Genomic DNA, 24014 nt, shown 5'->3' with positions numbered 1-24014 from the left:
GCGACGGCGCGTTCGTTGCGTCGTTACTCAACGAAAGCTGACGACGCTAAACGTCGCCCCGGCCGTCAGCGCGGCAATCACAGACAAACGATCCAGACGAATTTTTAGCGGATTGCCATTGTATTCCACCACCAGAAACTCTTCTTTATCTCTGGTGGTGCAGGTCGTCAACGCTGTGGCATTCATACACGAGTCATCGGTTAGCTCAATACGTAACCAATAATGGTACAGACAGGCGATCTCCAGATAATCGTGAAGTTCGCAATCTATAGGATGGTATTTTCCCGTCACATTCATAACGCCTCTTCCTTATTGCCGCGGATGTTCGGGAAATTGCTTACGCCACTTCCCGAACGCACCAGGTTATTTCAGCGCTTCAATGGGCGCGCCAAAATTGATATGCAGCACATTGCCGTCGATCACCAGCGCCGGAACGGACTTCACGCCAGCCTGTTCTGCTTCCGTAACCCGGCCAGGTTGCTCTCCCAGGGGAATAACATCGATTTCAACATCGGAGGACAGATGCTGAAGCAGCGCTTGTTCTGCGGAAACGCAAACCGGGCAACCGGCATGATAAAAACGGGCTTTAGTCATGATATATCTCCTTTTAAATTATAGTATCGATTCGATACTATAATTGATGCTACGCCACTTTTATGCTTTGTCAATATAGTTTTTAATCGATACTATATGTCTAGGAGGAAGTTGTTATGCACGACATGTCACTTTTCGATGTCCTGGACAGGCTTTCCAGCCTGACACGGATGTGGTTTCGCCAACATCCATTACTGGCGGATCTGCAACCGGTACAACTCAGCGCGTTAATGTATCTGGCCCGTTGCAACCGTTATTCCAATACGCCGCTTGGCGTAACGGACTACCTCGGCCTCACCAAAGGCACCGTATCGCAATCGCTGAAGCTGCTGGAAAGCAAAGGACTGATTGTTCGTAAGCAGGATGCCCGCGATAAACGCAGCGTACATTTACAGTTAACTGAATCAGCCGGTACGTTACTGGACGCCCTGCTCCCGCCAACGTTTTTGGTGGCGGGTGAAACGGCGATGGGTGAACGCGCGACTGTACTTAAGGAGCTACTGTTTGAACTTTTACGTGGGATCCAGCGGACCAACAATGTGCCTGGCTTTGGACTTTGCCATAGCTGTCGCTTCCACCAAAAAACGGGTGGTCAGGGATATTGTAATCTGACGAAAGAGAGATTGAGTGAAGAGGATGCGTTGCTGATTTGCCGGGAGCACCAGCCCCCGGAAACTTAAAATAGCTGAAGGAAAATCACACCAGCCATTTTAACGCAGGCAAAAAAGTTGTCCGTTTTACGAGCTCGCGACGTTTTCTCCACGCTCAGTCATGGATTTTAACGCCAAGGCAGCCGCGAACGAATTCAGGATTAAAATGCTTCACCGCCTCCCCCACATAGCCTAGATCCAGCGCGCTGATTTGCGCCATTTCACTATCCGTGAGTGAGAAATCCCAGATGGCAAAATTCTCTGCAATACGCTCCTGCCGGGTGGATTTAGGAATCACCGTCACGCCGCGCTGCACGTTCCAGCGCAGAACAACCTGAGCAACGGTTTTTTGGTGGGCATCCGCAATCCCCTGAAGCATTTCATCTTCATATGGTTTATGTCTGCCACCGCCTAACGGCGCCCAGGCTTCAGGCTGAACGTTGTAGCGCTTCATCGTTTCAATGGCTACAGGTTGCGCAAAGTAAGGATGCAATTCGACCTGGTTCACCATCGGCTGAATTCTGACGGTTTCACAGAAGTTAGCTAACACATGCGCATAGAAGTTGGAGACGCCAATGGCCTTCAGTATACCGGCTTCATAAGCCTCTTCCAGCGCGCGCCAGGCGCTGAAATAATCGCCCATGGCCTGATGCAATAAATAAAGATCAAAATATTCCAGGCCCGATTTTTTCAGCGACGCCTCAATACCGGCTTTAGCCATATCGTAGTTGGCCATATCCTGGACCCACAGCTTAGAAGTGATAAATAACTCCTCGCGGGTACACAGACCTTCGGCAATGGCTGCACGAACCGCCTCACCCACGGCATCTTCATTGCTGTACACGGCTGCGGTATCGATGAGGCGGTAACCGGTACGAATAGCGCTTAATACCGACTGCTTACACTCTTCTTTATCGGTGACCTTAAAAACGCCAAAACCAACCATCGGCATTTTGCGGTTGTTACTTAGTACTGAGTATTCCACGGCCAAGCCCCTGTCATGTTAAAACACCATATTAGGCCAGAACCCCCGCCGTGATTAGCCTGTAATCTCTGATTTGACCTATGCATGGAATTCATTAATACAGACGAGGTTGTTCTGTTAAAGATGAGGATAAGAAAGGATAAAGGCTGCGATATCAGACTCTATAACGCATCAGGACAGGACTACTCTACGGAACCAACATGGCATATGAACCTAATTCATGGTTTCGGACATAGCTCCTTCAGGTCGACACTATAAATTCTGAGTAATGTTGTAGTCTGCATAACAGACTACAACATTCAGGTGAGATCAAACTAATGATGCCACCTTTAATGGTGGCACCTGATCTGTAATACGTAACCATCAGCCATCGTCTGTATCCGTTTAAAGGATCCAGATGATGGTTTTACTGATTAAATCTTTCTTTAATGTGATTATCGCTTTTAACAAAAAAGTAGCACATCCCCATTACAACAAATATGAAACCGGAGCCGACGACCCAGTAACCGGGACCAAAGGCCTGGGGGTTCAGTATCATGTATATCAGGGATCCAATAGAGCAAAGCAAGACACCTGTGCGTAAAACCCATTGGATAAGTTTTGTCTGTTCATCCTTCAGCAGATGCTGGGCAAACAACATAACAACCATAATAGCCGGAAATAATATCAAACTGACATCAAGATGCAGCATGCGGAATGCAAAACCATACTCCCCTAGTGGCACAGGGTTAGCTGAGTTATAAAGATCGGCTCGATACTCTTCCAGGAACCCCATACCTGCTACGGTAATCACTATGCTACACCATGTAAGGAAGATCCCCATAAGAGTGTACTTGCTGGATTCGTTTAGTTTGACGCCATTTTTCCCTTTTCCGAAAAGTATTGAGCCAATCAGAAGTAAACCGCCACATAAAATAAAGGTACCGATTGTAAAATCACCTAAATCAATACCAGCCACACTATGGCCTCTGGGTTCAAAGAATCCTTTTTCTGTAAAAATATGAGGGATCTGTAAAAGAGGACCACCGAAACCTGATACTACTAAAATAATAACAACAGCAACCAGCCCCAAAATAACCAGCCATTCACCAGTTGCTTTTATCTTTGCAGCATATCCGGATAAATATCTCCCGTATCTCCAGGTCACTGCCGACAGTATAAGACCAATGACAGCCACTACCATCATGTCAGAGTGAGAGCGTAGTAAATTGTCCTGCCATTCCGGTAGGGTATAACCAATCTTACCAGCATACCAACCTAATATTCCCAGCCAGTCGCCAAAATCAAGAATGAACCCGGCTAAATCGCCAATCAGTGCGGCAATGACAGCTGTGCAGGATGCGGCTATAACCAGATAATATGTTCGTGATGACTTTAATTCTTTATTTTTTAACAGAATAAGTCCTGATAACATTGTTATCAGTATCACATCAAGCGATAAAAAAGAAAGAATTTGGTACCACAATGCAAGCTTGCTGGATTCCATAGAACGATTGATCGCACCACCACTTACACCAATTAAAATTGTGGCGATTGTGCAATAGAAAATAATTTTTTTGAATTTTCCGTCAAGACCATAAATCTGACTAACCAGTAGAGCAGTCAGACCAGCAAGACCTACAGACAAGCCATGAAAATACATTATTCTTGAGTAATCTACGGGAGTTACTCTGTCCACAAAAATAGAAAAAGGATTTGAAATAAAAACACTGCATACTGCATAAATGACCAGAATGATGAGTAGCCATTTGATTACCTGTGGCCAGCTATGTTTCCCCAGACCTGGTTCAGGTTCATAGTCCGTTGGTTTTATCATGTATGTTATCTCTGTTATGGCTTTTGCTGAGATTTTTGAACACGTGCCAGTGAGTCAAACTGACAGAGCAGTAAGGCCAGTGGCCGCGTTTTCTTCTTCAAATTGCCTTATTAGTCCAAATATCTTTGTATAAAGTACCTTGATCCTGGGGTTCAGCCAGTGTGATCGTCAGGATCTTCCGGTCATATTATTGGCATAATAAGGTCATTATATTGACCAAGATCTATAAATCTTTTGAAAGGTGAACCCAAAAAACGCAGATTATGTATGTATGACTCAGCAAGTCAGAGACGCTAATGACAGAATAGGTATAACGATGAAAATCTATAAAATCAGATGGTTATATTCATCATCACAGCTATAAGGGAGGTACTGTTGTCTGAGGATAGTCAAAACAAAGCAGGTCAGTGATTGAACAGCATCGCTATGCGATGAAAATGCCCGAGAGGCTGGTATCCTTCACCAGCCTTCAGTTTCCGGAGATAACAAAGCACGGGATCTGACAGACAGGTATATCGGGAACAAAGTTAGCCCGTAGTTATCTCTGAGAAATAGATCTTGAGCATATGTCCGGACGATTTTTATCCCTACACATCTCACTCTTACGAGTTACTCAGGATGCTTTCTCATTCACTGTCATGATAAATATCAGTGGGCTCTCACCCCGGTTTTCATAGAAATGAGGGACATCCATTCTGGCCGTTGCAGAACAACCGGAATTAACCAGATACAGATGCTCTTGTACGCCAAGCGTGAGCGTCCCCGTTTGTACATAAAACAATTCAAGTGTTCCCGTAGAGTGACCGGGAGAAGCAAACTTTTCTCCTGGCTGCATTTCCCACATCCAGAGCTCTGTCATATCCGGCCCCCCGGAACCAGCAAGAAGCCTTGCTCTTCCTCCTTTGTCGCCTTTCCAGAGTTCAGGGATCTCACCTTCAGCAATAAGATGGACGGTTGGTTTTGTCCCTACATCGACAAAATCAGCCACCGATACCCCCATTGCGGCTGCCAGACGGCATAACAGCGCAATACTGGGATTGGCCTTACATCCTTCAATCTCGACCAGCGCTCCCTTACTGACATTTGCCTGCCTGGACAGCTCATCAAGCGACATTTTTTTTTGTTTACGGTACTGCTTAATTCGCTGCGAAACAGCTTCATTGACGGTGCTGACATCCGCACCCGCATCGGTCATTAAGTTGACTTTTTTGGTCATTGGTCGATATCATAAAATAAATTGGTCATTACAGGATTATCCCGTGTTAACACATTCTCCGTCAATTGCCCCGGAAGTTTATCGTACTGCTCCCGGTTTTCGAGCGCTTAGTATCTACGTAAAAGCCGCGCCGGTACTGAATCCTGACGTTGGCAGGGCCGCCTTGCTGGAAGCTTGTGAGGCGGTTCTGGCAGGCAGACCGGAATGGGCGGAGTCTCATCTGGCCGCATGGGCTGGCGTTTTTCAATCATTTGGCGCCAAACCAAAGCGTACGCCTTGTTCAGCTGATGCGCTACGTAAGCGCGTGCTTCGTGATGGCATGATGCCAGCACTGGATCCTGTTGTTGATCTTTATAACGCCGTCAGCCTCCGCTATGCCGTTCCGGTTGGTGGCGAGAATATTTCCGCTTACCAGGGTATTCCGCGTCTGACCATTGCGGAAGGTACCGAGCCCTTTGACACGATGAAAGAAGGCGCACCTGTTATCGAGTATCCCTCCCCCGGAGAGGTTATCTGGCGTGACAATGCTGGCGTCACCTGCCGTCGCTGGAACTGGAGGCAAGGGATAAGGACACGTTTAAGTGTTGAAGCGCAGCAAATGTGGTTTATTCTGGAAAGTCTGCCACAGATGCCGCTGGAAAAGCTTCATGAAGCAGGAAGAATGCTGACTGACGGTCTGGAAGAAATGATGCCGGGTCTGTGGTTTGAAATTACTCTCATCGAAGATCAGCACCAGTAATCTTATTCAGGACAAACACCTATGTTTACTGGCTTGTCTGCGTTTCCCTTAACTCCAGTCACCACCAGCGGCGTGGATGAAAAGGGCTTCAGTCATATTCTTTCTCGCCTAACAGAAGCCCGGGTTGATTCTATGGGTATCCTGGGATCAACCGGAAGCTACGCTTATCTGACCCGAGAGCAACGCAAGCGCATCGCGATTCTGGCAACACAGCACGCCGGAGAGATCCCTGTCATGGTGTGTGTGGGTGCTGTCAGCACGGAAGCCATCCTGCATCTGTCAGACGATGCGCAAGCCGCGGGCGCAAATGCCCTGCTGCTCCCGGCTGTCAGCTACCAGCCGCTCCGTGACGAAGAAGTCTTCGCACTATTTGAGACCGTTACCCGACACGCGTCTGTGCCGGTGTGCATCTATGATAACCCGGGCACCACACATTTTACCTTTACGGATGAACTGCACGGGCGTCTATCCTCACTGGAGGGGGTTCGCTCGGTCAAGCTCCCTGGTGTCCCGGATAGCCCGACTGCAGCGAGAGAGCGGGTAGAGGCATTGCGTCAACACCTGCTCCCTGACGTAACCATCGGTATCAGTGGGGATGCTTATGCCGGGCTGGGATTAAACGCCGGCTGTGAAGTGTGGTACTCCGTTAGCGGTGGTTTGTTTCCGGTGATGGCGAAACAAATTACTGACGCAGCGGCGGCGAACGATCATGAACGCGTTACTGCCCTGACAACGCGCCTTGAGCCATTGTGGGCGCTTTTCCGTAAACATGGCGGAAGCATCCGCGTTATTGCTGCTGCCGCAGGCGTGCTTGGACTTACCGATACGGACTGCCTCCCTCGCCCCCTGCAGCCTTTGTCAGCAAGTGATATCGCGGATATTGCCCGTGTGATAACCACACTGGAGTTGAAATAACCGCCCTTGAGGACCGGCTGTCTGCCGGTCCTTATGAAACCTGACCGGGCAATAACCTTCATGACGATCCTTCGGTGTACAAACGCTCCTGCAAAGGCAACTCTCGCACGCTATGCTCTGGCCGTAACGACCAGCGGGTCACCGCCTGACCGCCCTCAATACAGAAAACCTTCTCCCCGATAAGCAATTCCCGCTATTTCACCAGGTTTAGTGCTTCACAATATACATTGTGCGGCTGTATGCGACATCTTCAGGGTTAGTAATCGGGTACCCTTTCAGCCAAGGTTTAATTAACCGCCCGTTGGTATACTGATAAATTGGCGCAATAGGTGCCTGTTCCATCAGAATTTTCTCTGCCGTATTATAATCCGCATTCCGCGCCTTCTCGGTATTTTCCAACGTAGCCTGAGTTAAAACTTTATCGTATGCCGGATTATTAAAGCGGGAGATATTGCCCGTATGGGTCGATGTTAATAGCGACAGGAACGTCGAAGGCTCATTGTAGTCCCCCACCCAGGAAGCGCGGATCACATCAAAATTGCCGGTATTACGGCTGTCGATATAGGTTTTCCACTCCTGATTCTGCAGTTTTACGTCAACGCCGAGATTCTTCTTCCACATAGAAGCCACAGCGATAGCAATCTTTTGGTGGTTTTCAGAGGTGTTGTACAGCAGCGTCAGTTTCAGCGGCTTCTGCGGACCATAGCCTGCCGCACGCAACAGCGTTTTCGCCTGAGCATTCAACTCTTCCTGACTCATTTGCTCAAACGGCGAAGGTTCAGGTACAAATCCTGCCGTAACATCCGGCGTAAAATGCCATGCGGGCTTCTCGCCGGTACCCAATACTTTCTCCGCCATCAAACGACGATCGATCGTCATGCTGAGCGCCAGACGCACGCGGGAATCAGCAGTCGGTCCCTTCTGGGTATTGAAGGCATAATAGTAAGTGCCAAGCTGAGGCGGGGTATAAACCTGGCCCGGAATATCCTTCAACAGTTTCTGATACATGTTTTTCGGAAAGGATTCAGTGATATCAATATCACCCGCAAGGTAGCGCTTGGTGGCTGCCGATTCCTGATTAATGGGCAGGAAGGTAACTTTCTGCAGAACCGTTTTGCCGTTGTCCCAGTAATGCGTATTCGGTACAACGACCAGTTTTTCATTTACGACGCGATCTTTGAGCACATAGGCGCCGTTACCAATCAAATTCCCCGGTTTGGTCCACTCTTTGCCGCTTTCGACATTGGCTTTTTGTACCGGATAAAATGCAAAACTTGCCGTCAGGTTGGCAAACCAGGGGAGCGGTTTATCCAGCTGAACTTTCAATGTACGCGCATCGACTGCGCTAACGCCAAGCTTATCAGGCGTTGCTTTGCCATCGATGATCGCCTGAGCATTGCTAATACCCGCCAGCGCAGCAAACCACGCAAACGGTGATAGTGTTTTGGGATCAACCAGACGCTGCCAGCTGTAGACAAAATCCTGCGCCGTTACCGGTGTACCATCGGACCACTGCGCGTTGTCGCGTAGCGTAAACGTCCAGATGCGGTTATCGTTACTTTTCCACTGGGTGGCGACGCCAGGAACAATTTCTCCCTTCTCATTCTGATTGACAAGCCCTTCAAATAAATCACGAATAACCTGAATTTCAGGAAGTCCGACGGCCTTTGCCGGATCAAGTGACGCCGGTTCATCTTTTATATGCCGCACCAGTTCTTGTTTCTCTGCCAGTACCGTTCCGCTGGGAACATCAGCAGCCCAGGATAAGGAAATGCTGCTAACCAACAGCGCACAACAGGTTACTGAAACAGAATGCTGCATAAAATACCCTCAATTCCGGCTACTAAGTGAATGTGTAATTATTTGTATCGCCAGCAGGAAATGCAATTAACTTCCGACAAGAAAGTGATATTACACCTGAAAAGATAAGTGTGTGAAAACGATTTGATTATCCATACATTTTGCACAACACTGCGAGTAACTATTCGAGCATTCAGAGATGACTATGACCGCTACCCGTCCCCGTGCCGAGCGCGGCGCATTTCCGCCAGGAACCGAACATTACGGACGTTCATCGTTAGGCGCACCGCTAATCTGGTTTCCTGCGCTGGCAGCCGATCGTGAAAGTGGCCTGATACTGGCAGGTACACACGGTGATGAAAACTCATCGGTCGTCACCCTTTCCTGCGCATTGCGTACGCTTAACCCTTCCCTGCGTCGTCATCATGTTGTGCTGGCGGTGAACCCCGACGGTTGCCAGCTTGGGCTACGCGCAAATGCGAACGGCGTAGATCTTAACCGTAACTTTCCTGCTGCAAACTGGAAAGCGGGTGAAACGGTGTATCGCTGGAACAGTAGCGCAGAAGAACGCGACGTGGTATTGCTGACCGGCGAGCATCCGGGGTCAGAACCAGAAACCCAGGCACTGTGTAAGCTTATTCACCGGATTCATCCCGCCTGGGTGGTGTCTTTCCACGATCCGCTGGCCTGTATTGAAGATCCCAGACGCAGCGAATTGGGCGCGTGGCTGGCGCAGTCATTTGAGTTGCCCCTGGTTACCAGCGTAGGTTATGAAACGCCCGGCTCTTTTGGTAGCTGGTGTGCCGACCTGAACTTGCACTGTATCACCGCCGAATTCCCGCCCATTTCATCCGATGAAGCGAGCGAGAAATACCTGCTGGCCATGTCCAATCTCCTGCGTTGGCACCCTAGAGATGAAGCTGTCCGGTCGTAAAATGCAGGGCTGGCTCCGCATCGCTGGCAAGCCAGGTAGGTCCATCGAGATCGGCAAAACTGACCTGCGGCGTGAGGGGTAACGCTGCGCTAATCGCCCGGGATGTACACAACATGCAGCCCAGCATCAGCGCAAATCCTTGCTCGCGAGCATCAACGGCCAGCGCCAGCGCTTCGGTCAGGCCACCCGTTTTATCCAGTTTGATATTGACCATTTCATAGCGCCCGTGCAGCGCTTTCAGGCTGCTGCGGGTGTGGCAACTTTCATCTGCGCAGATCGGTAGCGGATGCACAAAATTCTCCAGCGCGGCATCATCCTGCGCCGGGAGCGGTTGTTCCAGCATCGCAATCCCTAGATCAGCCAGAAGCTGACAGCGCGCGGCCAGCCCCTCTGCCCGCCAGGATTCGTTGGCGTCGACAATGATCGTGGCATCAGGAACAGCCGCACGAATGGCAACCATCCGTTCGCTGATTAAACGCTCATCCAGTTTGACTTTCAGCAGTCTCGCCCCCTTCTCCCACAGTGCTGCCGCACTCGCCGCCATCTGTTCCGGCGTACCAATCACCACCGTTTGCGCTGTCGTCACCACCTCCGCCAGTTCGCAACCCACCAGTTCAGCCAGAGACTGCTGCTGTTGACGCGCACTCAGATCCCACAACGCACAGTCCACCGCGTTACGCGCCGCTCCCGCTGGCAATAGCTTTTGCAGTTCTTCGCGCGTCAGTCCATTTTCCAGTTGTGGCGCAATACTCATAATTTGCGCCAGCACTGAGGCATCGCTTTCACCGTAGCGCGGATAAGGCGTACACTCTCCGATGCCTGTGACGCCATTTTCTTCCACTTCGACAACCACCACATGCGCTTCGGTTCTGCTCCCTCGGGCTATAACAAAGGGAGTGTGCAGCGGCCAGGCTTCCTCATATACCTTTACTGTTCTCATTCGTTTTCCTTAGTGCAGTCCCTGAAGCGGATATCCACAAATAGCGTTTGCCGTGTTAACTGCTGATAGCATAAACTAGCCTCGACGTTAACTATATGTAAACAGGAAGATAACCATGTCACAAACCGTTCATTTCCAGGGCAACCCGGTTGCAGTCGCTGGCTCCATTCCTCAGGCAGGAAGCAAAGCTCAGGCTTTTACCCTTGTGGCTAAAGATCTGTCTGACGTTACGCTGGGCCAGTTTGCAGGCAAGCGCAAAGTACTGAATATTTTCCCAAGCATCGATACCGGCGTTTGCGCGGCATCGGTACGTAAGTTTAACCAACTGGCGACAGAAATCGACAATACCGTCGTACTGTGCATTTCAGCCGACCTGCCATTTGCCCACTCACGTTTTTGCGGTGCGGAAGGTCTGAGCAACGTTATCACGCTGTCCACCCTGCGCAATGCAGAATTCCTGAAAAACTACGGCGTTGAAATCGCTGAAGGCCCGCTGAAAGGCCTGGCCGCTCGTGCCGTGGTCGTTATCGATGAGAATGACAACGTCGTTTTCAGCCAGTTGGTTAATGAAATTACCAACGAGCCGGACTATGATGCGGCGCTGGACGTACTGAAAGCTTAAGCTGCGTCTGCATACAAAAATGCCTCCAGATGGAGGCATTTTCATTATCATCGTTACTCTTCGCTTTTTTTCTGCTGGCTCAGGCCATACTCGCGCAGTTTATTGGCTATTGCGGTATGGGAAACGCCAAGCCTTTTCGCCAGTTTACGCGTGCTGGGATAGTTCATATACAGCTGCGTCAGCACCGAGCGTTCAAAGCGGCTGGTAATTTCATCCAGCGAGCCTTCCATCACATCTTCTCCGACCGCAACCGTTGCCGCATCGTAATCTGGCAATAAAATATCCTGTGGCCGCAGCTCATACCCCTCCAACTGGGTCAACGCCCGATAGATGGCATTTTTAAGCTGGCGCACGTTACCCGGCCAGCCGTAGCGGGTTAATACCGTACTGAGATCGGCGGACAGTTTCGGACGCGGTACGCCCTGTTCGTCGGCAAAACGCGCCACAAACAGTTCGGTGAGCGGCATGATATCTTGCGGACAATCGCGCAGCGGCGGCAGGTTGAGGGTCAGCACGTTCAGACGATAATACAGATCTTCGCGGAACAAACCTTTCTGCACCAGCTCCACCAGGTTCTTTTGCGTGGCGCAAATCACACGTACATCGACATGGACTTCATGATCTTCGCCAACCCGGCGGAAGGTCCCGTCATTGAGGAAACGCAACAATTTGGTCTGCATGCTCGGCGACATTTCGCCAATCTCATCCAGCAACACCGAGCCGCCGTTAGCCTGCTCGAAGAACCCTTTTTTACCTTCCCCTGCGTGACCAAACAGCTCGCTTTCGACCGCGTCTTCAGGGATCGACGCACAGTTCAGCGCCAGATAAGGCTTCGCCGCGCGCGGGCTCGCCAGATGACAGGCGTGGGCAAAGAGATCCTTACCCGTACCGGTATTACCGGTGATTAGCAGCGGTGCGCTCAGCGTCGCCAACTTACGGGCCTGTTCTACGACATGCTTCATTTTGGCGCTGACGGCAATAATCTGGCTAAACGCGCTCAGATCCTGCGTGGTCATATTTTGCAGCTGACGTCCCATCCTGATGGTGGAACGCAGCATAACGACGGCTCCCGTCAGCATTTGCTCCTGATTTTCACCCTGCAAGTGAACTGGCGTAATTTCCATCAGGAAATTCTGTCCGTTAATCACGACATGCTCGCTATGTGAATCCTGCGGATTGCTTTCGAGCCAGCGCTGGAAGTTAAAACCATTGATTAACTGGGCGGCAGTATGATTACGCATCCGCTCCTGAGAGTGAGCAAAAAGCTGACAGCTCGCAGGGTTCGCCATCTCAATTTTGCTTTTCATATCCAGAGAAAGAACGGGTTCAGGCAATGCCTCGAGCAGGGCACTCAGCGCCAGATGTTCCCGTTCGGAAGGCATCCAGGGGACGGTACGTACATCCGTAACCCCTGAAATACGGCGGATTTCAGCCATCAGGCTACTGAAGTTGGTGAACTCCAGTTCCGCAAAATTAAGGTAAATACGCCCGATGGGGTCAATCTCGATACCGCGTAAATCAATGCTTCTCAGCACCAGTAAATCGAGCAATTCGCGGGTCAGACCAAGTCGGTCTTCACAAAAGACTTCCAAACGCATAGGAACCTTCACCTGGACAAGGGATTATGTGTTAAATGATAAGACAGTATTTGGTTTGCAGGAAGAACTCTGTCAACAAATATTGACAGCACGCCGGAAAATAGGGGGCCTCGGCGTAAAGTTATACGATCGGCACCCTCTTCTGGCTAACTTTCACGCGGAGACTTGTTCTTTTGTAAGGTCTCTTTGACCTGACCAATCAACTGGCGGCGAAAATCCCCAAGGCGTGGTTTATCGTCATCGATCCACGGGAGAGGACGGCAGAGTTCCATCGCTTTAATACCCAGACGCGCCGTTAACAGCCCGGCACCAATACCCTGCGCAGCACGTGTGGATAAGCGCGCCGCCAGATCTTGCGACATCCAGTCCATGCCAACCTCGCGGACCAATTCGCTGGCACCGGCAAAGGCAATATTCAGCAGCACCAGCCGGAACAGACGCAGACGACTGTAATACCCGAGCTCAATGCCATATAGCGAGGCGATACGATTAATCAGCCGCAGATTGCGCCAGGCGATAAATGCCATATCCACCAGCGCCAGCGGGCTGACGGCAATCATCAGCGTGGACTCCGCCGCAGAACGGCTGATCTCTCGTCGCGCCTGCGCGTCCAGCACAGGTTGCACAAGATGGGCATACAGGCTGACGACTTCACGATCGTTTTGCGTTTCGTGGATAGAGGCATACCAGCGCTGTAAAGCCGGATGCGACTGATCGATACCCGCCTGCTGCGCCAGCTTTTCACAAAATGCGCGCCCTTTTCCGGTTCCATGGCTGTGAAGCAGGTCTCGCGCTTCATCACGTTCATGAGCTCGCTGGCGCAAACGCCACAACCTGCGCCACTCGGTCGCCACTGAACCCATGCCCGCGCCGACGATCAGCGCACCCGCTGCGCACCCTCCCAACGCGACCCAGTCCTGAGTCTGCCAGGCGTTCATAGTCCACTGTACGCCCTGTGCGACAACGCTCACGCCAAACAGCGCCAGCCCGCCCATCACCATTTTACGCCACAGACTGCGTTTGGGACGTAAGGCAGCATCAATCACCGCTTCTGCCTGACCTTCGTCTTCCAGAGGCTCCTCCAGTGTCGCCGGAGCAAAGGTCTGCGCTTCCGTTTCATTGAACATTTTCTGCGCTTTAAACGCCGTGTTTTGTTCCACGTCCAGCGGACCTGAGAAATCGATACGCGGTTTTAACGGCTCGCTCATCGCAATTTATCTCCTATTAAAAACTCCAGCGCGGCATCAAGACGGATATGCGGTAAGGGTTTATCAACATCCATCACCTGCGGGCGAAATGCTTCAAACTGAAATCCCTGGCTGTCCCAGAATGCCTGTCCTGGCAGTCGTGCGGGCACTTCACCAGGATAGACGGTCAGCGGTTCGCCATTGCTCAGGCGATTGCCACGCAGCGCCGGGATCTTTTCGCCTTTCACATCAATCAGGCCGCTGGTGGTTGCCTGTACCGATGCCAGGCCCAGACAATCCATGCTAATACCTTCGAACGCGGCGTTTTGCCAGGCATCCTGAATCAGTTGCTGGAGCAACGACACCATATTGGCGTGCTGATCGACCGTGACATGGTCAGCTTTGGTGGCGGCAAATAACAGTTTGTCGATCACCGGAGAGAACAACCGACGAAACAGCGTACGCTGCCCGTAATGGAAGCTTTGCATCAATTGGGTCAGCGCCAGACGCATATCATTGAACGCCTGTGGCCCGCTGTTGAGCGGTTGCAGGCAATCCACCAGTACAATCTGGCGATCAAAACGCAGGAAGTGATTCTTATAAAAGCCCTTCACAACCTTTTCGCAATAGTAATTAAACCGCTCGCGCAACATGCCTGCGTTGGTGTGTTTGTCCGCCTGCGCCAGCTTAGATTCGCCATATTCTTCCACATCCGGCCACGGGAAGAATTGCAGCGCGGGCGCACCCGCCATATCTCCCGGCAGGACAAAGCGTCCTGGTTGAATAAAATGCAGTCCCTGCTGTTTGCACTGATGCAAATACTCCGTCCACGCGGCGGCGATTTCCGCCAGACGGTTTTCATCGGCAGGCGCTAACGGATCTAATCCTTGACTGAGCTGTCGCCATCTGGTCGACCATTCGCCCCGCTGACCTTGTAATAATCCGGTCATTTGCCGCGACCAGCTCAGGTAATCCTGCGCCAGCATCGGTAGATCGAGCAGCCACTCGCCCGGATAATCAACGATCTCCAGGTACAGCGTGGAAGTGTCTTTGAAGTGGCGCAGCAAAGAGTCATTGGACTTATAGCGCAGGGCCAGGCGAATCTCACTCACCCCGCGCGTTGGTGTCGGCCAGGCTGGCGGAGAACCATACAGCTGAGCCAGTCCCTCATCATAGGTAAAGCGCGGAATGCCAAAATCACGTTGAGGAACCCGTTTAACGCCGAGCAGACGCTCTTCGCGCACGCAGCTGAGCAACGGCAGGCGCGCACCGGCATGAATATTGAGTAACTGGTTTACCATCGCGGTGATAAACGCCGTCTTACCGCTACGGCTAAGCCCGGTGACAGCCAGGCGCAAATGTCGATCTACACCGCGATTAACCAGCGAATTGAGTTCATTTTTAAGTCGCTTCATCGCCATCCCGTTATGCTGAAGGAACCGAAGAAATTATAACAAACAGGAAGTAAAGATTGGGGGCAATTCTTATTTATCAACTACCTGAGCGGTGTCAGACGGCATTATTCCTGCCGCCTGTTGCAGAAGAAATGCGGGTGGTTTAGTTCTTCTCTACTTTTGGCAGCGCAATCTGGTTGATCCCACCTTCATTCGTCACCTGCGTGTAGCCCATTTCAACAAGCATATCCTTCGCCTGTCCCGATTGACGCCCGGAGTTACAATACAGCTTCACGGTGTCGGTCTTATCAGGCACTTCTGTTGCGATACGCGCCTTCATCTCTTTTAACGGAATGTTGACGGCACCCTGAATATGCTGCTGTTGGTATTGCTCAGGAACACGAACATCAATCCAGTGTTCGGCAGCGTAAACCGGCATACCAATGACCAGTGCCAACGCTAATACGCCTTTTTTAAACATAATATCTTCCTGACCGAGAGTTGGATTTCACTACAACACTATACGCTAGTTCTTAAGAAAATATTGCGACTCCATTATCATCGCACACGCCAGCAGATCACATTGCTCTTCAGGTAACACATTGTGCGGTGTGCCTTTTGATTTTTCTGTCTGCATTCCGTGATTGTTGTCATTCGGCAGTGAACTCCATAATATGTCCGCCATTGACTCTCGGACGGAGCTTGGGATCTATGTCTCCTACCATTTATGATATTGCACGAGCCGCTGGCGTATCAAAATCTACGGTATCGCGCGTGCTGAATAAGCAAACCAACATCTCGCCGGAAGCGCTGGAAAAAGTGCTGCGTGCGATTGATGAGTTACAGTATCAGCCTAATAAACTGGCTCGGGCACTCACCTCTTCCGGCTTTGACGCAATAATGGTGATATCGACTCGTTCTGCCAAAACAACCGCCGGTAATCCCTTTTTTTCTGAAGTGCTGCATGCTATTACGGCCAAAGCCGAAGAAGTTGGTTTTGATGTCATATTACAGACGTCGCGAAGCACCGAAGATGATTTACAAAAATGTGAGAGTAAAATTAAGCAAAAATTGATCAAAGGCATCATTATGCTGAGTTCTCCCGCTGATGAATCATTTTTTGCAAGACTGGATAAATACAACGTTCCGGTCGTGGTTATTGGTAAAGTGGAAGGTGAGTACGCCAATGTCTATTCTGTAGACACTGATAATTATCGCGACAGCATTACATTGACAAATGCGCTTATTGAGAGCGGCCACAGTAATATTGCCTGTTTACATGCCCCGCTTGACGTTCATGTTTCCATTGATCGCGTCAATGGGTATAAAGCCAGCCTTCAGGAACATAACATTCAAATACGCGATGAGTGGATTATTGATGGGGGTTATACTCATGAAACAGCCCTGCTCGCTTCGCGGAAATTACTGAGTCAACAACCGTTACCCGACGCAGTATTTGCCACCGACAGTTTAAAATTAATGAGTTTATATCGCGTGGCGGCTGAGAAAAATATCGCCATTCCGCAACAGCTTGCCGTTGTAGGCTACAGTAATGAACTGCTGTCATTTATGCTGACACCCGTGCCGGGAGGCATTGATGTCCCAACTCAGCAGCTCGGCGAACAAAGCTGTAATTTATTATTTAATCTGATTGCCGGTGAGAAAGGATTGCAGAACATCACCGTGAGCACGCAAATATCGTTAGCCGACTCACTGGTGTAAAAACAGGGGCATAACAATGCCCCTGCACATTTTAGAATGCGTAATTCACACCAATACCCGCATAATGGAATCTGTCGCTTTCACCTTCGTCATGATCTTCCCATTCATAGGCATATTCCAGGGTCATTGATAAACCATTCTGGAAATCATAGGCATACAGTAAACCAAGACGATTGAAATCATGCCCTTCGCGTTCCGGATCATCCTGCCAGTCCCAGTTTGACCAACGATCAAGTCCAATACGGGTGTACGGCGTCAGGGTGGTATTGCCGAAAGATAACGGTAAGTAAGCACGAATTTCCTGGGTTGAGAACTCACCATTATTACGCGATTCCGCCAGATTAAAGCCGCGTTCGAGATAATAGTTGACCGTTAAGCCCACCGTATCGTTGAAGGTATAATTCAGACCGGTTTCGCTTTCAACGCGACTATCGGAGTAACCTGTGGTACTCAAGTCATTGACGAATTGATACATTGCCAACCAGCCGCTAAAACGCAAATCGTCAGTAAGTTTAATATCCCAGTCCGGCTGAACTTTCCAGCGCTGCATATTGGCAGTGTCTTTTCCTGGTTCATTAACATAGTGATAGCCGTAATTACGGAAACCACCGGTCAATCCGAAATTAACATCCTCGCTTTCGAGGAATTGATAGCGAACTTCCAGTTCCGGGCGATCAAACCAGGTACCGCGTTTACCCTCGCTATAATCAACCGGGCCTTCCTGATAATAGGCCAGAGATATTTTCCATGGCCCATTGGACGCATTAAAATAGACAGACGGCTCAGCCAGTCCATCCATATCTTCGCCCTGACCTTCAACGTTTTCTATTTCGTACATGGCACCAATATTAAAGTGCCAGTCATTCTTTTCAGCGGCCTGCGCGCAGGCCACTCCTGCGCTCATCATCAGCGCAGTAGCGGACAGTAGGGTTTTCATTATTATTCCTTGTTAAAATACTCGCAAAAATGCCCCAAGGTTTGGGGGGTATCCCCCCGGAGTTTTATTGAATAGCCACTTCAGTTTCAGCATCAAAGAAATGGCATTTCGCCATATCAAAATGAATAGTGATATTTTCTCCTGCGTGATAATCATTCACTGCCCCGGCACGTACCACCAACTCATGCCCCCCAATAACGGTATAAAGCATAAACTCAGCGCCAGTTAGTTCTGCCACACTAATTTTTGCCGATACATTATTTTCATTATTAAGCTGCGGATGTATATCTTCAGGACGAATACCCAGTATAACGGCCTGATGCTCATAACCCTGCGCTTTTAATTGTGCTAATTTATTTTCGGGAATGGTTAACTTCAGCGTTTCGGTAACAAATTTATTACCATCAATCGCGCCACGAATAAAATTCATGGCCGGTGAACCAATAAATCCGGCGACGAACATATTTGCCGGGTGGTTATACACCGTTTTTGGTGCGCCAACCTGTTGAACAATGCCATCCTTCATAATCACAATACGCGTTGCCATAGTCATGGCTTCGGTTTGATCATGGGTAACATATATCATGGTGGTATTCAGTTTCTGATGCAGTTTGCTAATTTCTGCCCGCATCTGCACGCGAAGTTTGGCATCGAGATTCGATAAAGGCTCATCCATCAGGAAGACCCCAGCCTCACGAACAATCGCACGACCCAGCGCCACGCGCTGACGCTGACCGCCAGATAACGCGCCAGGTTTACGCTGCAGATAATCGCGCAGGCCAAGGATTTGCGCCGCCCAGTTCACGCGCTCCTCGATCACCGCCGGTGCAATTTTCTGCATCTTCAGGCCAAACGCCATATTGTCATAGACGGTCATGTGCGGGTACAACGCGTAGTTCTGAAAAACCATCGCAATATTGCGCGATTTCGCCGGCACATCATTCATCCGTTTACCGTCAATCAGCAGATCGCCGCCGCTGATCTCTTCCAGGCCGGCGATCATGCGCAACGTCGTAGACTTCCCGCAACCGGAAGGCCCAACAAAAACAATAAACTCTTTGTCTTCAATTTCCAGATTGAAGTCTTTAACGACGTGCACCTGGTTGTCGTAAATTTTTTGAATATGCTGCAACGAAAGCTGTGCCATGTTGAATCCTTTACTTGTCGTGTTGCCAGAAAGCCGATAAGCACGGCCACGTCAAAAATTCGGTTGAAGGAAGCTGCAAGCTTGCCCCGTTCAGCCCCGTACCGATGCCAACGGAGAGCATGCCGCAGGCGTTGATCGCATCAACGCCCGCTTGTGCATCTTCTATGCCAATGCACTGCTGCGGGTCAACGCCAAGCCCCGCACAGGCCGCCAGAAATATTTCCGGATCCGGTTTTGAATGGGTTATCAGCGCTGCATCCGCACAAAAGTCAAAACAAGCGCTAAGATCAAGCGCCTGTAAAATAGTGGGCGCATTGAGCGACACTGAGGCCAACCCAACCGGAATCCGCTCTTCCCGTAACGTCATTAACAGTTCGCGAATCCCAGGCAATACTGAGTCGACCGTTAACTGGCGCAAAGAATGGACGTACAGCCGGTTCTTTCTCTCAGCCAATTGTGCGCAAGTCTCCGGAGTAAACTCCCCCGCCTTCCCGCCGTGGTGCAAAATACGCTGCAGTGATTCGCTGCGACTAATCCCTTTCAGGCTGTCATTAAATGCTTCGTCGATCGCAATCCCTACTTCGTTGGCTACCTGCCGCCATGCCAGAAAATGCAAATGTGCGGTATCGGTAATCACGCCGTCCAAATCAAAAATGATGGCCTGTGGTTTGAGTATCATTCATCATCCCTTTTTGTGGTAGCGGTCCCATAAATAGACGTAATAACACCGTCATAAGTAATCGCTGACGCCCCCTGGACGGCGATCTTTTCGCCATTAACCCACAAGGTAATACGCTCAGTGGTGCTAATGCGGATTTCAGCTTTATTGATAGTGACCTGCATATCAACGCCCTGCCAACGCAGTGGGAAAGACAGAGTTTGCCAATGGTCAGGTAATGCAGGGGCAAAATGTAACTCCCCGTGGCGAACATTCACGCCGGCAAATCCCTGGATTGCACCCAGCCAGATGGCCCCCGTCGCCGCTGCGTGAATACCGTCATCACAGCTATGTGGATCGTCTCCGAGATCGATAAGCGATCCTTCACGCCAGAAGCGATATCCCTGCTCTGAATCACCACAACGCGCAGCCACAATCCCATGGATAGCCTTACTCAAAGACGAGTCATGAATGGTGCGCGGCTCGTAAAACCGCAGGTTCGCCAGACAGATTTGCGGGGTAAATTGCTCCGGCAGCATATAGGTCAGCATCACCACATCGGCCTGTTTGAGAATTTGCATCTCATTGACCTCTGCGCGGGAGTAATCGAGCAAAATCGTCTGCTTGCCCGCTTTCGCTTTGTAACTGGACAGATCGATAACCGGTTTGCTCAGGAAGGTGTCATCCTGAGGTAACACACCATCGGACAACGCTTCCGGACGCCAGAGATGGCGTAAAAAATGCTCAGCACGATGAATAAAGATCTCATCGTTACAGCCCAGGCGACGCGCAAAATCCAACGCCTGCTCCACGTTGTACCAGGCCATGTAGTTGGTGAACGCATTATTGTTTACATGCTCGGTGTATTCATCCGGGCCAATAACATCGTGGATCTCTAAACGGTCATTAACCATAACGGCTCTGCTGATCCAGAACTTTGCTGTTTCCAGAAGCAGCGTTATACCTTCACGGGACATAAAGTTCATATCCCCGGTGGCATGCCAGTAATTGATCACCGCCCAGGCAATATCCGCCACGAGATGATGCTCAGCCTGTGCGGAGGCCACTTTCTGCCGCAGCCCGGTACGAATGTTGATCGCCGCGAATTCAGGCGTCTCTTCCTCACCGCTGCGCGCGCTCTCCCAGGGAAACAGCGCCCCCTGCCAACCGTTGCGGCGGGCTTTCTCACGCGCGCCCGACAAATTATGCCAGCGGTAACGCAATAAACTTCTTGCGGTTTTCGGCTCGGTGAAGAGATGGAACGGTAACAGAAAGACCTCGGTATCCCAGAAAACGTGGCCTTTATACCCTTCTCCCGTCAGACCTTTCGCCGCAATACTGCTGCGCTCATCGTGATCTGGCGTCATTACACGCAAATGATAGAGCGCATAATCCAGCGCTCGCTGATCGCTCATATCATTACTGGTGACCTGAACGCGATGGCTTTGCCACCAGGCATGCCAGTTGGCGGTCGATTCCGCCAGCAGCGCGTCATATCCCTGCTGGGCGTACGCTTCCAGATTACGCAGCGACTGGCGTCCCCAGGTCTCCAGCGACAGGCTGCGCTCGCTCGCCCAGTCGATCCAGCTAATTTTCGTCAGCGTAACGCGCTGCCCGGTTTTCGCCTGCACGCTATTGTGTTGTAACAACCGACGTTCTTTCGCGGTGAAGCAGCGCTGCGCCGTACCGTCTACGTCGCAAAACGTCGTGATCGCGATATCGTTGCGATTGTCCTGGGTGGTGTAAATGCCTTGCAGAAGATGCTGACCAAATACCCGGACCTGCGTTTCATCCAGATGCTGACGTCCGTGATTGGTGAGCGTGGCATCAATCCCGGTTGAGATGCCAATGAAGGCATCACCACCCAATGGGGTAACAGCAACTTCCATAGCAAACAGCGGCAGTTGTTGCGCCGAGACAAACCGCCGACTCTCAATAGCGAAACGTGCACCGCCAGGCGCTCGCCAGACCAGGGCACGGCGTAATTCACCGCTGGTAAAATCCAGTTCTCGGTGCCAGCTCTCAATCACGCCGCTGGTTAGCGAGAAAATCTCGCCATTAAGCGTAATCTCCACGCCCACGACATCCGGCAGATTAACCAGTTCATTAATTTCGCCTTTCCCTGCCCGATGATACAGTCCCGCAATATACATGCCGCGAGTCTGTAAAGTGTAGGCTTCTTCATGGCTGGCGCGAATTCCCATATAACCGTTGCCGGTCGTCATGAGTGAAGCGAATTTATTCAGACTGTGTGGGCAAAAAGCCGGTTCGGTTAGCATTACTGGCTTCGTCATAAGTCTACATATGTTCCTGTTTCAGCCGATTCATACAGTGCGGCAACCAGTTGTTGAATAACGACGCCCTGCTCTGCGTCCGCAATAGCGACAGGCTCGCCCTGTACGTGATTTACGAAAGACTCCATGCTGCGAAAGTGACGATTGTCATCGGCTATTTCGCGCTGGAACAGCACATCCAGCGTTCCGTCACGATCGGTATAGACCTGCGCCGGAAATAAGGTCGCCCCGGCAAGATCGCCACAGAAATTGACGTTCATAATCGATTGTTCAGGAATATTCAGCGCGAAAGAGGTCTCAAGGCGCAGGATCCCGCCGTTATGAAATTCGATCGTGCCGAACAGAGAATCCTCAACGGTGTACGTCGCGGGATCCCATTCCCCAAACTGGCCGCTGTTCTTACGCGTACCAATACGTTGATAGCTGTGCGCGTTAACGCGCTTTACCGCCGGGAAGCCCAACACATACATCGCGGCATCAAGCATATGGATACCGATATCAATCAGCGGCCCGCCGCCCTGCAGTTCCTTGTTGGTAAAAACACCCCAGCCGGGTACGCCGCAGCGGCGCAAGGCGCGGACATTAGTGACATAGATTTCACCCAGCACGCCGCTCATTACCTGTTCGCGAAGCAATTGTGTATCCAGTGCGAAACGATGATGAAAATCGTAAGCCAGTACCTTCCCCATCCGCCGCGCCGTTTGACACATCTCCAGCGCCTCGTCTGGCGTCATGGCTGGGGGCTTTTCGCACATCACATGGCAGCCAGCGTTCAGCGCCAACATGGTGTGTTCATAATGAAAACGATTGGGCGAACAGATGCTGACGATATCTGGCTTAGCCTCGCGTAACATCGTCTGAGGATCGTCCCAAACCTGCGGATTACCGTATTTCTCTGCCAGCACCTGCGCCTGTGACAGGCGGCTGTCACAGACAGCCACCAGTTCCAGATCGTTGCGGGTGCAGTAGTACGAAGCATGAACTTTATCCGCTACCTGCCCGGCGCCGATAATGGCGACACGTAGCGGAGCGCTTGTCAGTGCACTTTTCACGGAAATCCTCTTAGCAGGTACGCAGCCAGGCCAGCGACTGACGGTATGCTTCCGGCAGGTTCTCCGCCCGTACGCGCCCTTCATACACTACATAGCCCTGATAATTATCTTCACGCAGTTGGTCAAACAGCGCAGAGAAATCCAGCGTACCGCTCCCCGGCTGATAACGATGGTTATCCGCAATATGCACGTGTCCCAACAGATCGCGATTGTCATGCAGCGCCTGTGCCATATCATCTTCTTCGATATTCATATGGTAAAAATCACCAATGATTTGCACATGCTTCAGGTTGTTTTCCACGATATAGCGGCGAGCATCCGCCAGGGTGTTGATCATATGATCCTGATAGCGGTTGAGCGGCTCAAGATACACCACCGTCCCCGTACGCTCGGCAACTTTATCGAGATAAATCAATGAATCACTGACGGCTTTGCGATCGCCTTCCAGGCTACGCGGAGAGGTCATCGGCGGTAGGCGGAAGGTAAACATGCCCCAGGCGGCAGGGACAATAATGCCTTGCCCGCCTACTTCGGACAGCGCTTCGAGAATGCGGGTAATCTGCTGTAAACCATTCAAACGACGTTCTTCGATAAAATCACCGATCCAACCGTCATACCCCCCGCAGGCGGTGGTAACAGGCAGACCCGTTTCTTTGATCGCCGCTTTCACTTCCTCAAGATTGTTGACCAGCAATTTGCCGTCAATTTCAAAACCATCAAAACCCATCTCTTTGATGTAACGGAATTTCTCGAGAATATTTTCCGGGAAAAAAGCCTGATTCTGTGTTCCGATTTTCATTTTCTGTATTCCTTA

The 24014-nt window shown here is 50.7% G+C and carries 23 protein-coding genes; 6 read left to right on the top strand and 17 right to left on the bottom strand.

Annotation, left to right across the window (positions count from 1 at the left end; genetic code table 11):
- Window positions 1-27: 27 nt before the first annotated feature.
- Together FDW96_RS07555 and FDW96_RS07550 are read right to left on the bottom strand one after the other, a co-directional pair.
- On the bottom strand, window positions 28-297 hold the full coding sequence (locus tag FDW96_RS07555) for a Rho-binding antiterminator (RefSeq protein ID WP_137365457.1): 270 nt from the start codon (window positions 295-297) through the stop codon (window positions 28-30).
- A gap of 66 nt (window positions 298-363) precedes the next feature.
- Window positions 364-594, bottom strand: a complete 231-nt coding sequence (locus tag FDW96_RS07550; protein ID WP_137365456.1) for a glutaredoxin domain-containing protein — start codon at window positions 592-594, stop codon at window positions 364-366.
- A 116-nt stretch (window positions 595-710) separates the two neighbouring features.
- Here FDW96_RS07550 and FDW96_RS07545 point away from each other — a divergent pair, with 116 nt between their 5' ends.
- Complete coding sequence (locus FDW96_RS07545) at window positions 711-1274, top strand: MarR family winged helix-turn-helix transcriptional regulator (RefSeq protein ID WP_137365455.1); 564 nt, start codon at window positions 711-713, stop codon at window positions 1272-1274.
- 85 nt (window positions 1275-1359) lie between these two features.
- On the opposite strand, the gene FDW96_RS07540 is transcribed toward FDW96_RS07545, so the two are convergent.
- The 3 genes from FDW96_RS07540 to FDW96_RS07530 all read right to left on the bottom strand — a co-directional run bounded on the left by FDW96_RS07540 (window position 1360) and on the right by FDW96_RS07530 (window position 5261).
- Window positions 1360-2229 carry an aldo/keto reductase gene (locus FDW96_RS07540; RefSeq protein ID WP_137365454.1) on the bottom strand — a complete coding sequence of 290 codons (870 nt, stop codon included), beginning with the start codon at window positions 2227-2229 and terminating at the stop codon, window positions 1360-1362.
- Between the two features lie 406 nt (window positions 2230-2635).
- Window positions 2636-4045, bottom strand: coding sequence for a hypothetical protein (locus tag FDW96_RS07535; protein WP_137365453.1), 1410 nt, complete (start codon window positions 4043-4045; stop codon window positions 2636-2638).
- 613 nt (window positions 4046-4658) lie between these two features.
- Window positions 4659-5261, bottom strand: a complete 603-nt coding sequence (locus FDW96_RS07530) for a helix-turn-helix transcriptional regulator (protein WP_137365452.1) — start codon at window positions 5259-5261, stop codon at window positions 4659-4661.
- 43 nt (window positions 5262-5304) lie between these two features.
- On the opposite strand from FDW96_RS07530, the gene FDW96_RS07525 reads away from it, so the two are divergent.
- Window positions 5305-6000 (top strand): B3/4 domain-containing protein, encoded by a 696-nt coding sequence (locus FDW96_RS07525; RefSeq protein ID WP_137365451.1) that lies wholly within the window; start codon window positions 5305-5307, stop codon window positions 5998-6000.
- A gap of 21 nt (window positions 6001-6021) precedes the next feature.
- Entirely contained in the window at window positions 6022-6915 is an 894-nt protein-coding gene (locus FDW96_RS07520) for a dihydrodipicolinate synthase family protein (protein ID WP_137365450.1), read from the top strand.
- 207 nt (window positions 6916-7122) lie between these two features.
- On the opposite strand, the gene mppA is transcribed toward FDW96_RS07520, so the two are convergent.
- Window positions 7123-8736, bottom strand: a complete 1614-nt coding sequence (gene mppA, locus FDW96_RS07515; protein WP_079224010.1) for a murein tripeptide ABC transporter substrate-binding protein MppA — start codon at window positions 8734-8736, stop codon at window positions 7123-7125.
- Between the two features lie 184 nt (window positions 8737-8920).
- On the opposite strand from mppA, the gene mpaA reads away from it, so the two are divergent.
- Window positions 8921-9649, top strand: a complete 729-nt coding sequence (mpaA, locus tag FDW96_RS07510) for a murein tripeptide amidase MpaA (protein WP_137365449.1) — start codon at window positions 8921-8923, stop codon at window positions 9647-9649.
- On the opposite strand, the gene ycjG is transcribed toward mpaA, so the two are convergent.
- Complete coding sequence (gene ycjG, locus FDW96_RS07505; RefSeq protein WP_137365448.1) at window positions 9624-10589, bottom strand: L-Ala-D/L-Glu epimerase; 966 nt, start codon at window positions 10587-10589, stop codon at window positions 9624-9626. The two genes, mpaA and ycjG, sit on opposite strands and share 26 nt — an antisense overlap.
- Window positions 10590-10704: 115 nt before the next feature.
- Here ycjG and tpx point away from each other — a divergent pair, with 115 nt between their 5' ends.
- Window positions 10705-11211 (top strand): thiol peroxidase, encoded by a 507-nt coding sequence (gene tpx, locus FDW96_RS07500; protein WP_042308146.1) that lies wholly within the window; start codon window positions 10705-10707, stop codon window positions 11209-11211.
- Between the two features lie 53 nt (window positions 11212-11264).
- Here tpx and tyrR read toward each other — a convergent pair whose 3' ends face one another.
- The 4 genes from tyrR to pspE form a co-directional block, all read right to left on the bottom strand.
- Window positions 11265-12809 carry a transcriptional regulator TyrR gene (gene tyrR / locus FDW96_RS07495; protein ID WP_061381265.1) on the bottom strand — a complete coding sequence of 515 codons (1545 nt, stop codon included), beginning with the start codon at window positions 12807-12809 and terminating at the stop codon, window positions 11265-11267.
- A gap of 146 nt (window positions 12810-12955) precedes the next feature.
- Window positions 12956-14017, bottom strand: a complete 1062-nt coding sequence (locus tag FDW96_RS07490) for a YcjF family protein (protein ID WP_137365447.1) — start codon at window positions 14015-14017, stop codon at window positions 12956-12958.
- Complete coding sequence (locus FDW96_RS07485; RefSeq protein WP_137365446.1) at window positions 14014-15411, bottom strand: YcjX family protein; 1398 nt, start codon at window positions 15409-15411, stop codon at window positions 14014-14016. The genes FDW96_RS07490 and FDW96_RS07485 overlap by 4 nt, the downstream gene beginning before the upstream one ends.
- A 142-nt stretch (window positions 15412-15553) precedes the next feature.
- Window positions 15554-15871, bottom strand: a complete 318-nt coding sequence (pspE, locus tag FDW96_RS07480; RefSeq protein ID WP_042308140.1) for a thiosulfate sulfurtransferase PspE — start codon at window positions 15869-15871, stop codon at window positions 15554-15556.
- Between the two features lie 230 nt (window positions 15872-16101).
- On the opposite strand from pspE, the gene FDW96_RS07475 reads away from it, so the two are divergent.
- Window positions 16102-17112 carry a LacI family DNA-binding transcriptional regulator gene (locus FDW96_RS07475; RefSeq protein ID WP_042308138.1) on the top strand — a complete coding sequence of 337 codons (1011 nt, stop codon included), beginning with the start codon at window positions 16102-16104 and terminating at the stop codon, window positions 17110-17112.
- Between the two features lie 31 nt (window positions 17113-17143).
- Here the strand turns inward: FDW96_RS07475 and FDW96_RS07470 are convergent, their stop codons facing one another.
- From FDW96_RS07470 to FDW96_RS07445, 6 genes are all read right to left on the bottom strand, one after another.
- Window positions 17144-18049: an OmpG family monomeric porin gene (locus FDW96_RS07470; protein ID WP_079224008.1), complete on the bottom strand. Its 906-nt coding sequence runs from the start codon at window positions 18047-18049 to the stop codon at window positions 17144-17146.
- Window positions 18050-18113: 64 nt separating this feature from the next.
- The gene (locus FDW96_RS07465; protein WP_042308134.1) at window positions 18114-19196 is read right to left on the bottom strand and encodes an ABC transporter ATP-binding protein; all 1083 of its coding nucleotides are present in this window, start codon (window positions 19194-19196) and stop codon (window positions 18114-18116) included.
- A 10-nt stretch (window positions 19197-19206) separates the two neighbouring features.
- Window positions 19207-19875, bottom strand: coding sequence for a beta-phosphoglucomutase (gene pgmB, locus FDW96_RS07460; protein ID WP_042308133.1), 669 nt, complete (start codon window positions 19873-19875; stop codon window positions 19207-19209).
- The gene (locus FDW96_RS07455; protein WP_137365445.1) at window positions 19872-22148 is read right to left on the bottom strand and encodes a glycoside hydrolase family 65 protein; all 2277 of its coding nucleotides are present in this window, start codon (window positions 22146-22148) and stop codon (window positions 19872-19874) included. Before FDW96_RS07455 ends, pgmB begins: the two co-directional genes overlap by 4 nt.
- A complete protein-coding gene (locus FDW96_RS07450) occupies window positions 22145-23200 on the bottom strand; it encodes a Gfo/Idh/MocA family protein (RefSeq protein WP_061381259.1) in 1056 nt (351 codons plus the stop codon). Before FDW96_RS07450 ends, FDW96_RS07455 begins: the two co-directional genes overlap by 4 nt.
- A 10-nt stretch (window positions 23201-23210) precedes the next feature.
- A complete protein-coding gene (locus FDW96_RS07445) occupies window positions 23211-23999 on the bottom strand; it encodes a sugar phosphate isomerase/epimerase (protein WP_048216275.1) in 789 nt (262 codons plus the stop codon).
- Window positions 24000-24014 lie beyond the last annotated feature (15 nt).

It is taken from the genome of Citrobacter sp. TBCS-15, from assembly GCF_005280815.1.
GTDB classification, from domain to species: Bacteria; Pseudomonadota; Gammaproteobacteria; order Enterobacterales; family Enterobacteriaceae; genus Citrobacter; species Citrobacter werkmanii.
The sequence above is the reverse complement of the archived record's forward strand: the minus strand, read 5'-3'. Positions and strand labels throughout refer to the sequence as shown.

Bases quoted from the DNA above. Each gene is read 5' to 3' on its own strand.
- tyrR (WP_061381265.1), bottom strand. From the start codon at position 12,809: ATGCGTTTGGAAGTCTTTTGTGAAGACCGACTTGGTCTGACCCGCGAA.
- FDW96_RS07485 (WP_137365446.1), bottom strand. From the start codon at position 15,411: ATGAAGCGACTTAAAAATGAACTCAATTCGCTGGTTAATCGCGGTGTA.
- ycjG (WP_137365448.1), bottom strand. From the start codon at position 10,589: ATGAGAACAGTAAAGGTATATGAGGAAGCCTGGCCGCTGCACACTCCC.
- tpx (WP_042308146.1), top strand. From the start codon at position 10,705: ATGTCACAAACCGTTCATTTCCAGGGCAACCCGGTTGCAGTCGCTGGC.
- FDW96_RS07470 (WP_079224008.1), bottom strand. From the start codon at position 18,049: ATGAAAACCCTACTGTCCGCTACTGCGCTGATGATGAGCGCAGGAGTG.
- FDW96_RS07555 (WP_137365457.1), bottom strand. From the start codon at position 297: ATGAATGTGACGGGAAAATACCATCCTATAGATTGCGAACTTCACGAT.
- FDW96_RS07545 (WP_137365455.1), top strand. From the start codon at position 711: ATGCACGACATGTCACTTTTCGATGTCCTGGACAGGCTTTCCAGCCTG.
- FDW96_RS07520 (WP_137365450.1), top strand. From the start codon at position 6,022: ATGTTTACTGGCTTGTCTGCGTTTCCCTTAACTCCAGTCACCACCAGC.
- FDW96_RS07465 (WP_042308134.1), bottom strand. From the start codon at position 19,196: ATGGCACAGCTTTCGTTGCAGCATATTCAAAAAATTTACGACAACCAG.
- mppA (WP_079224010.1), bottom strand. From the start codon at position 8,736: ATGCAGCATTCTGTTTCAGTAACCTGTTGTGCGCTGTTGGTTAGCAGC.
- FDW96_RS07455 (WP_137365445.1), bottom strand. From the start codon at position 22,148: ATGACGAAGCCAGTAATGCTAACCGAACCGGCTTTTTGCCCACACAGT.
- FDW96_RS07530 (WP_137365452.1), bottom strand. From the start codon at position 5,261: ATGACCAAAAAAGTCAACTTAATGACCGATGCGGGTGCGGATGTCAGC.
- FDW96_RS07475 (WP_042308138.1), top strand. From the start codon at position 16,102: ATGTCTCCTACCATTTATGATATTGCACGAGCCGCTGGCGTATCAAAA.
- FDW96_RS07550 (WP_137365456.1), bottom strand. From the start codon at position 594: ATGACTAAAGCCCGTTTTTATCATGCCGGTTGCCCGGTTTGCGTTTCC.
- mpaA (WP_137365449.1), top strand. From the start codon at position 8,921: ATGACCGCTACCCGTCCCCGTGCCGAGCGCGGCGCATTTCCGCCAGGA.
- pgmB (WP_042308133.1), bottom strand. From the start codon at position 19,875: ATGATACTCAAACCACAGGCCATCATTTTTGATTTGGACGGCGTGATT.
- FDW96_RS07490 (WP_137365447.1), bottom strand. From the start codon at position 14,017: ATGAGCGAGCCGTTAAAACCGCGTATCGATTTCTCAGGTCCGCTGGAC.
- FDW96_RS07445 (WP_048216275.1), bottom strand. From the start codon at position 23,999: ATGAAAATCGGAACACAGAATCAGGCTTTTTTCCCGGAAAATATTCTC.
- pspE (WP_042308140.1), bottom strand. From the start codon at position 15,871: ATGTTTAAAAAAGGCGTATTAGCGTTGGCACTGGTCATTGGTATGCCG.
- FDW96_RS07535 (WP_137365453.1), bottom strand. From the start codon at position 4,045: ATGATAAAACCAACGGACTATGAACCTGAACCAGGTCTGGGGAAACAT.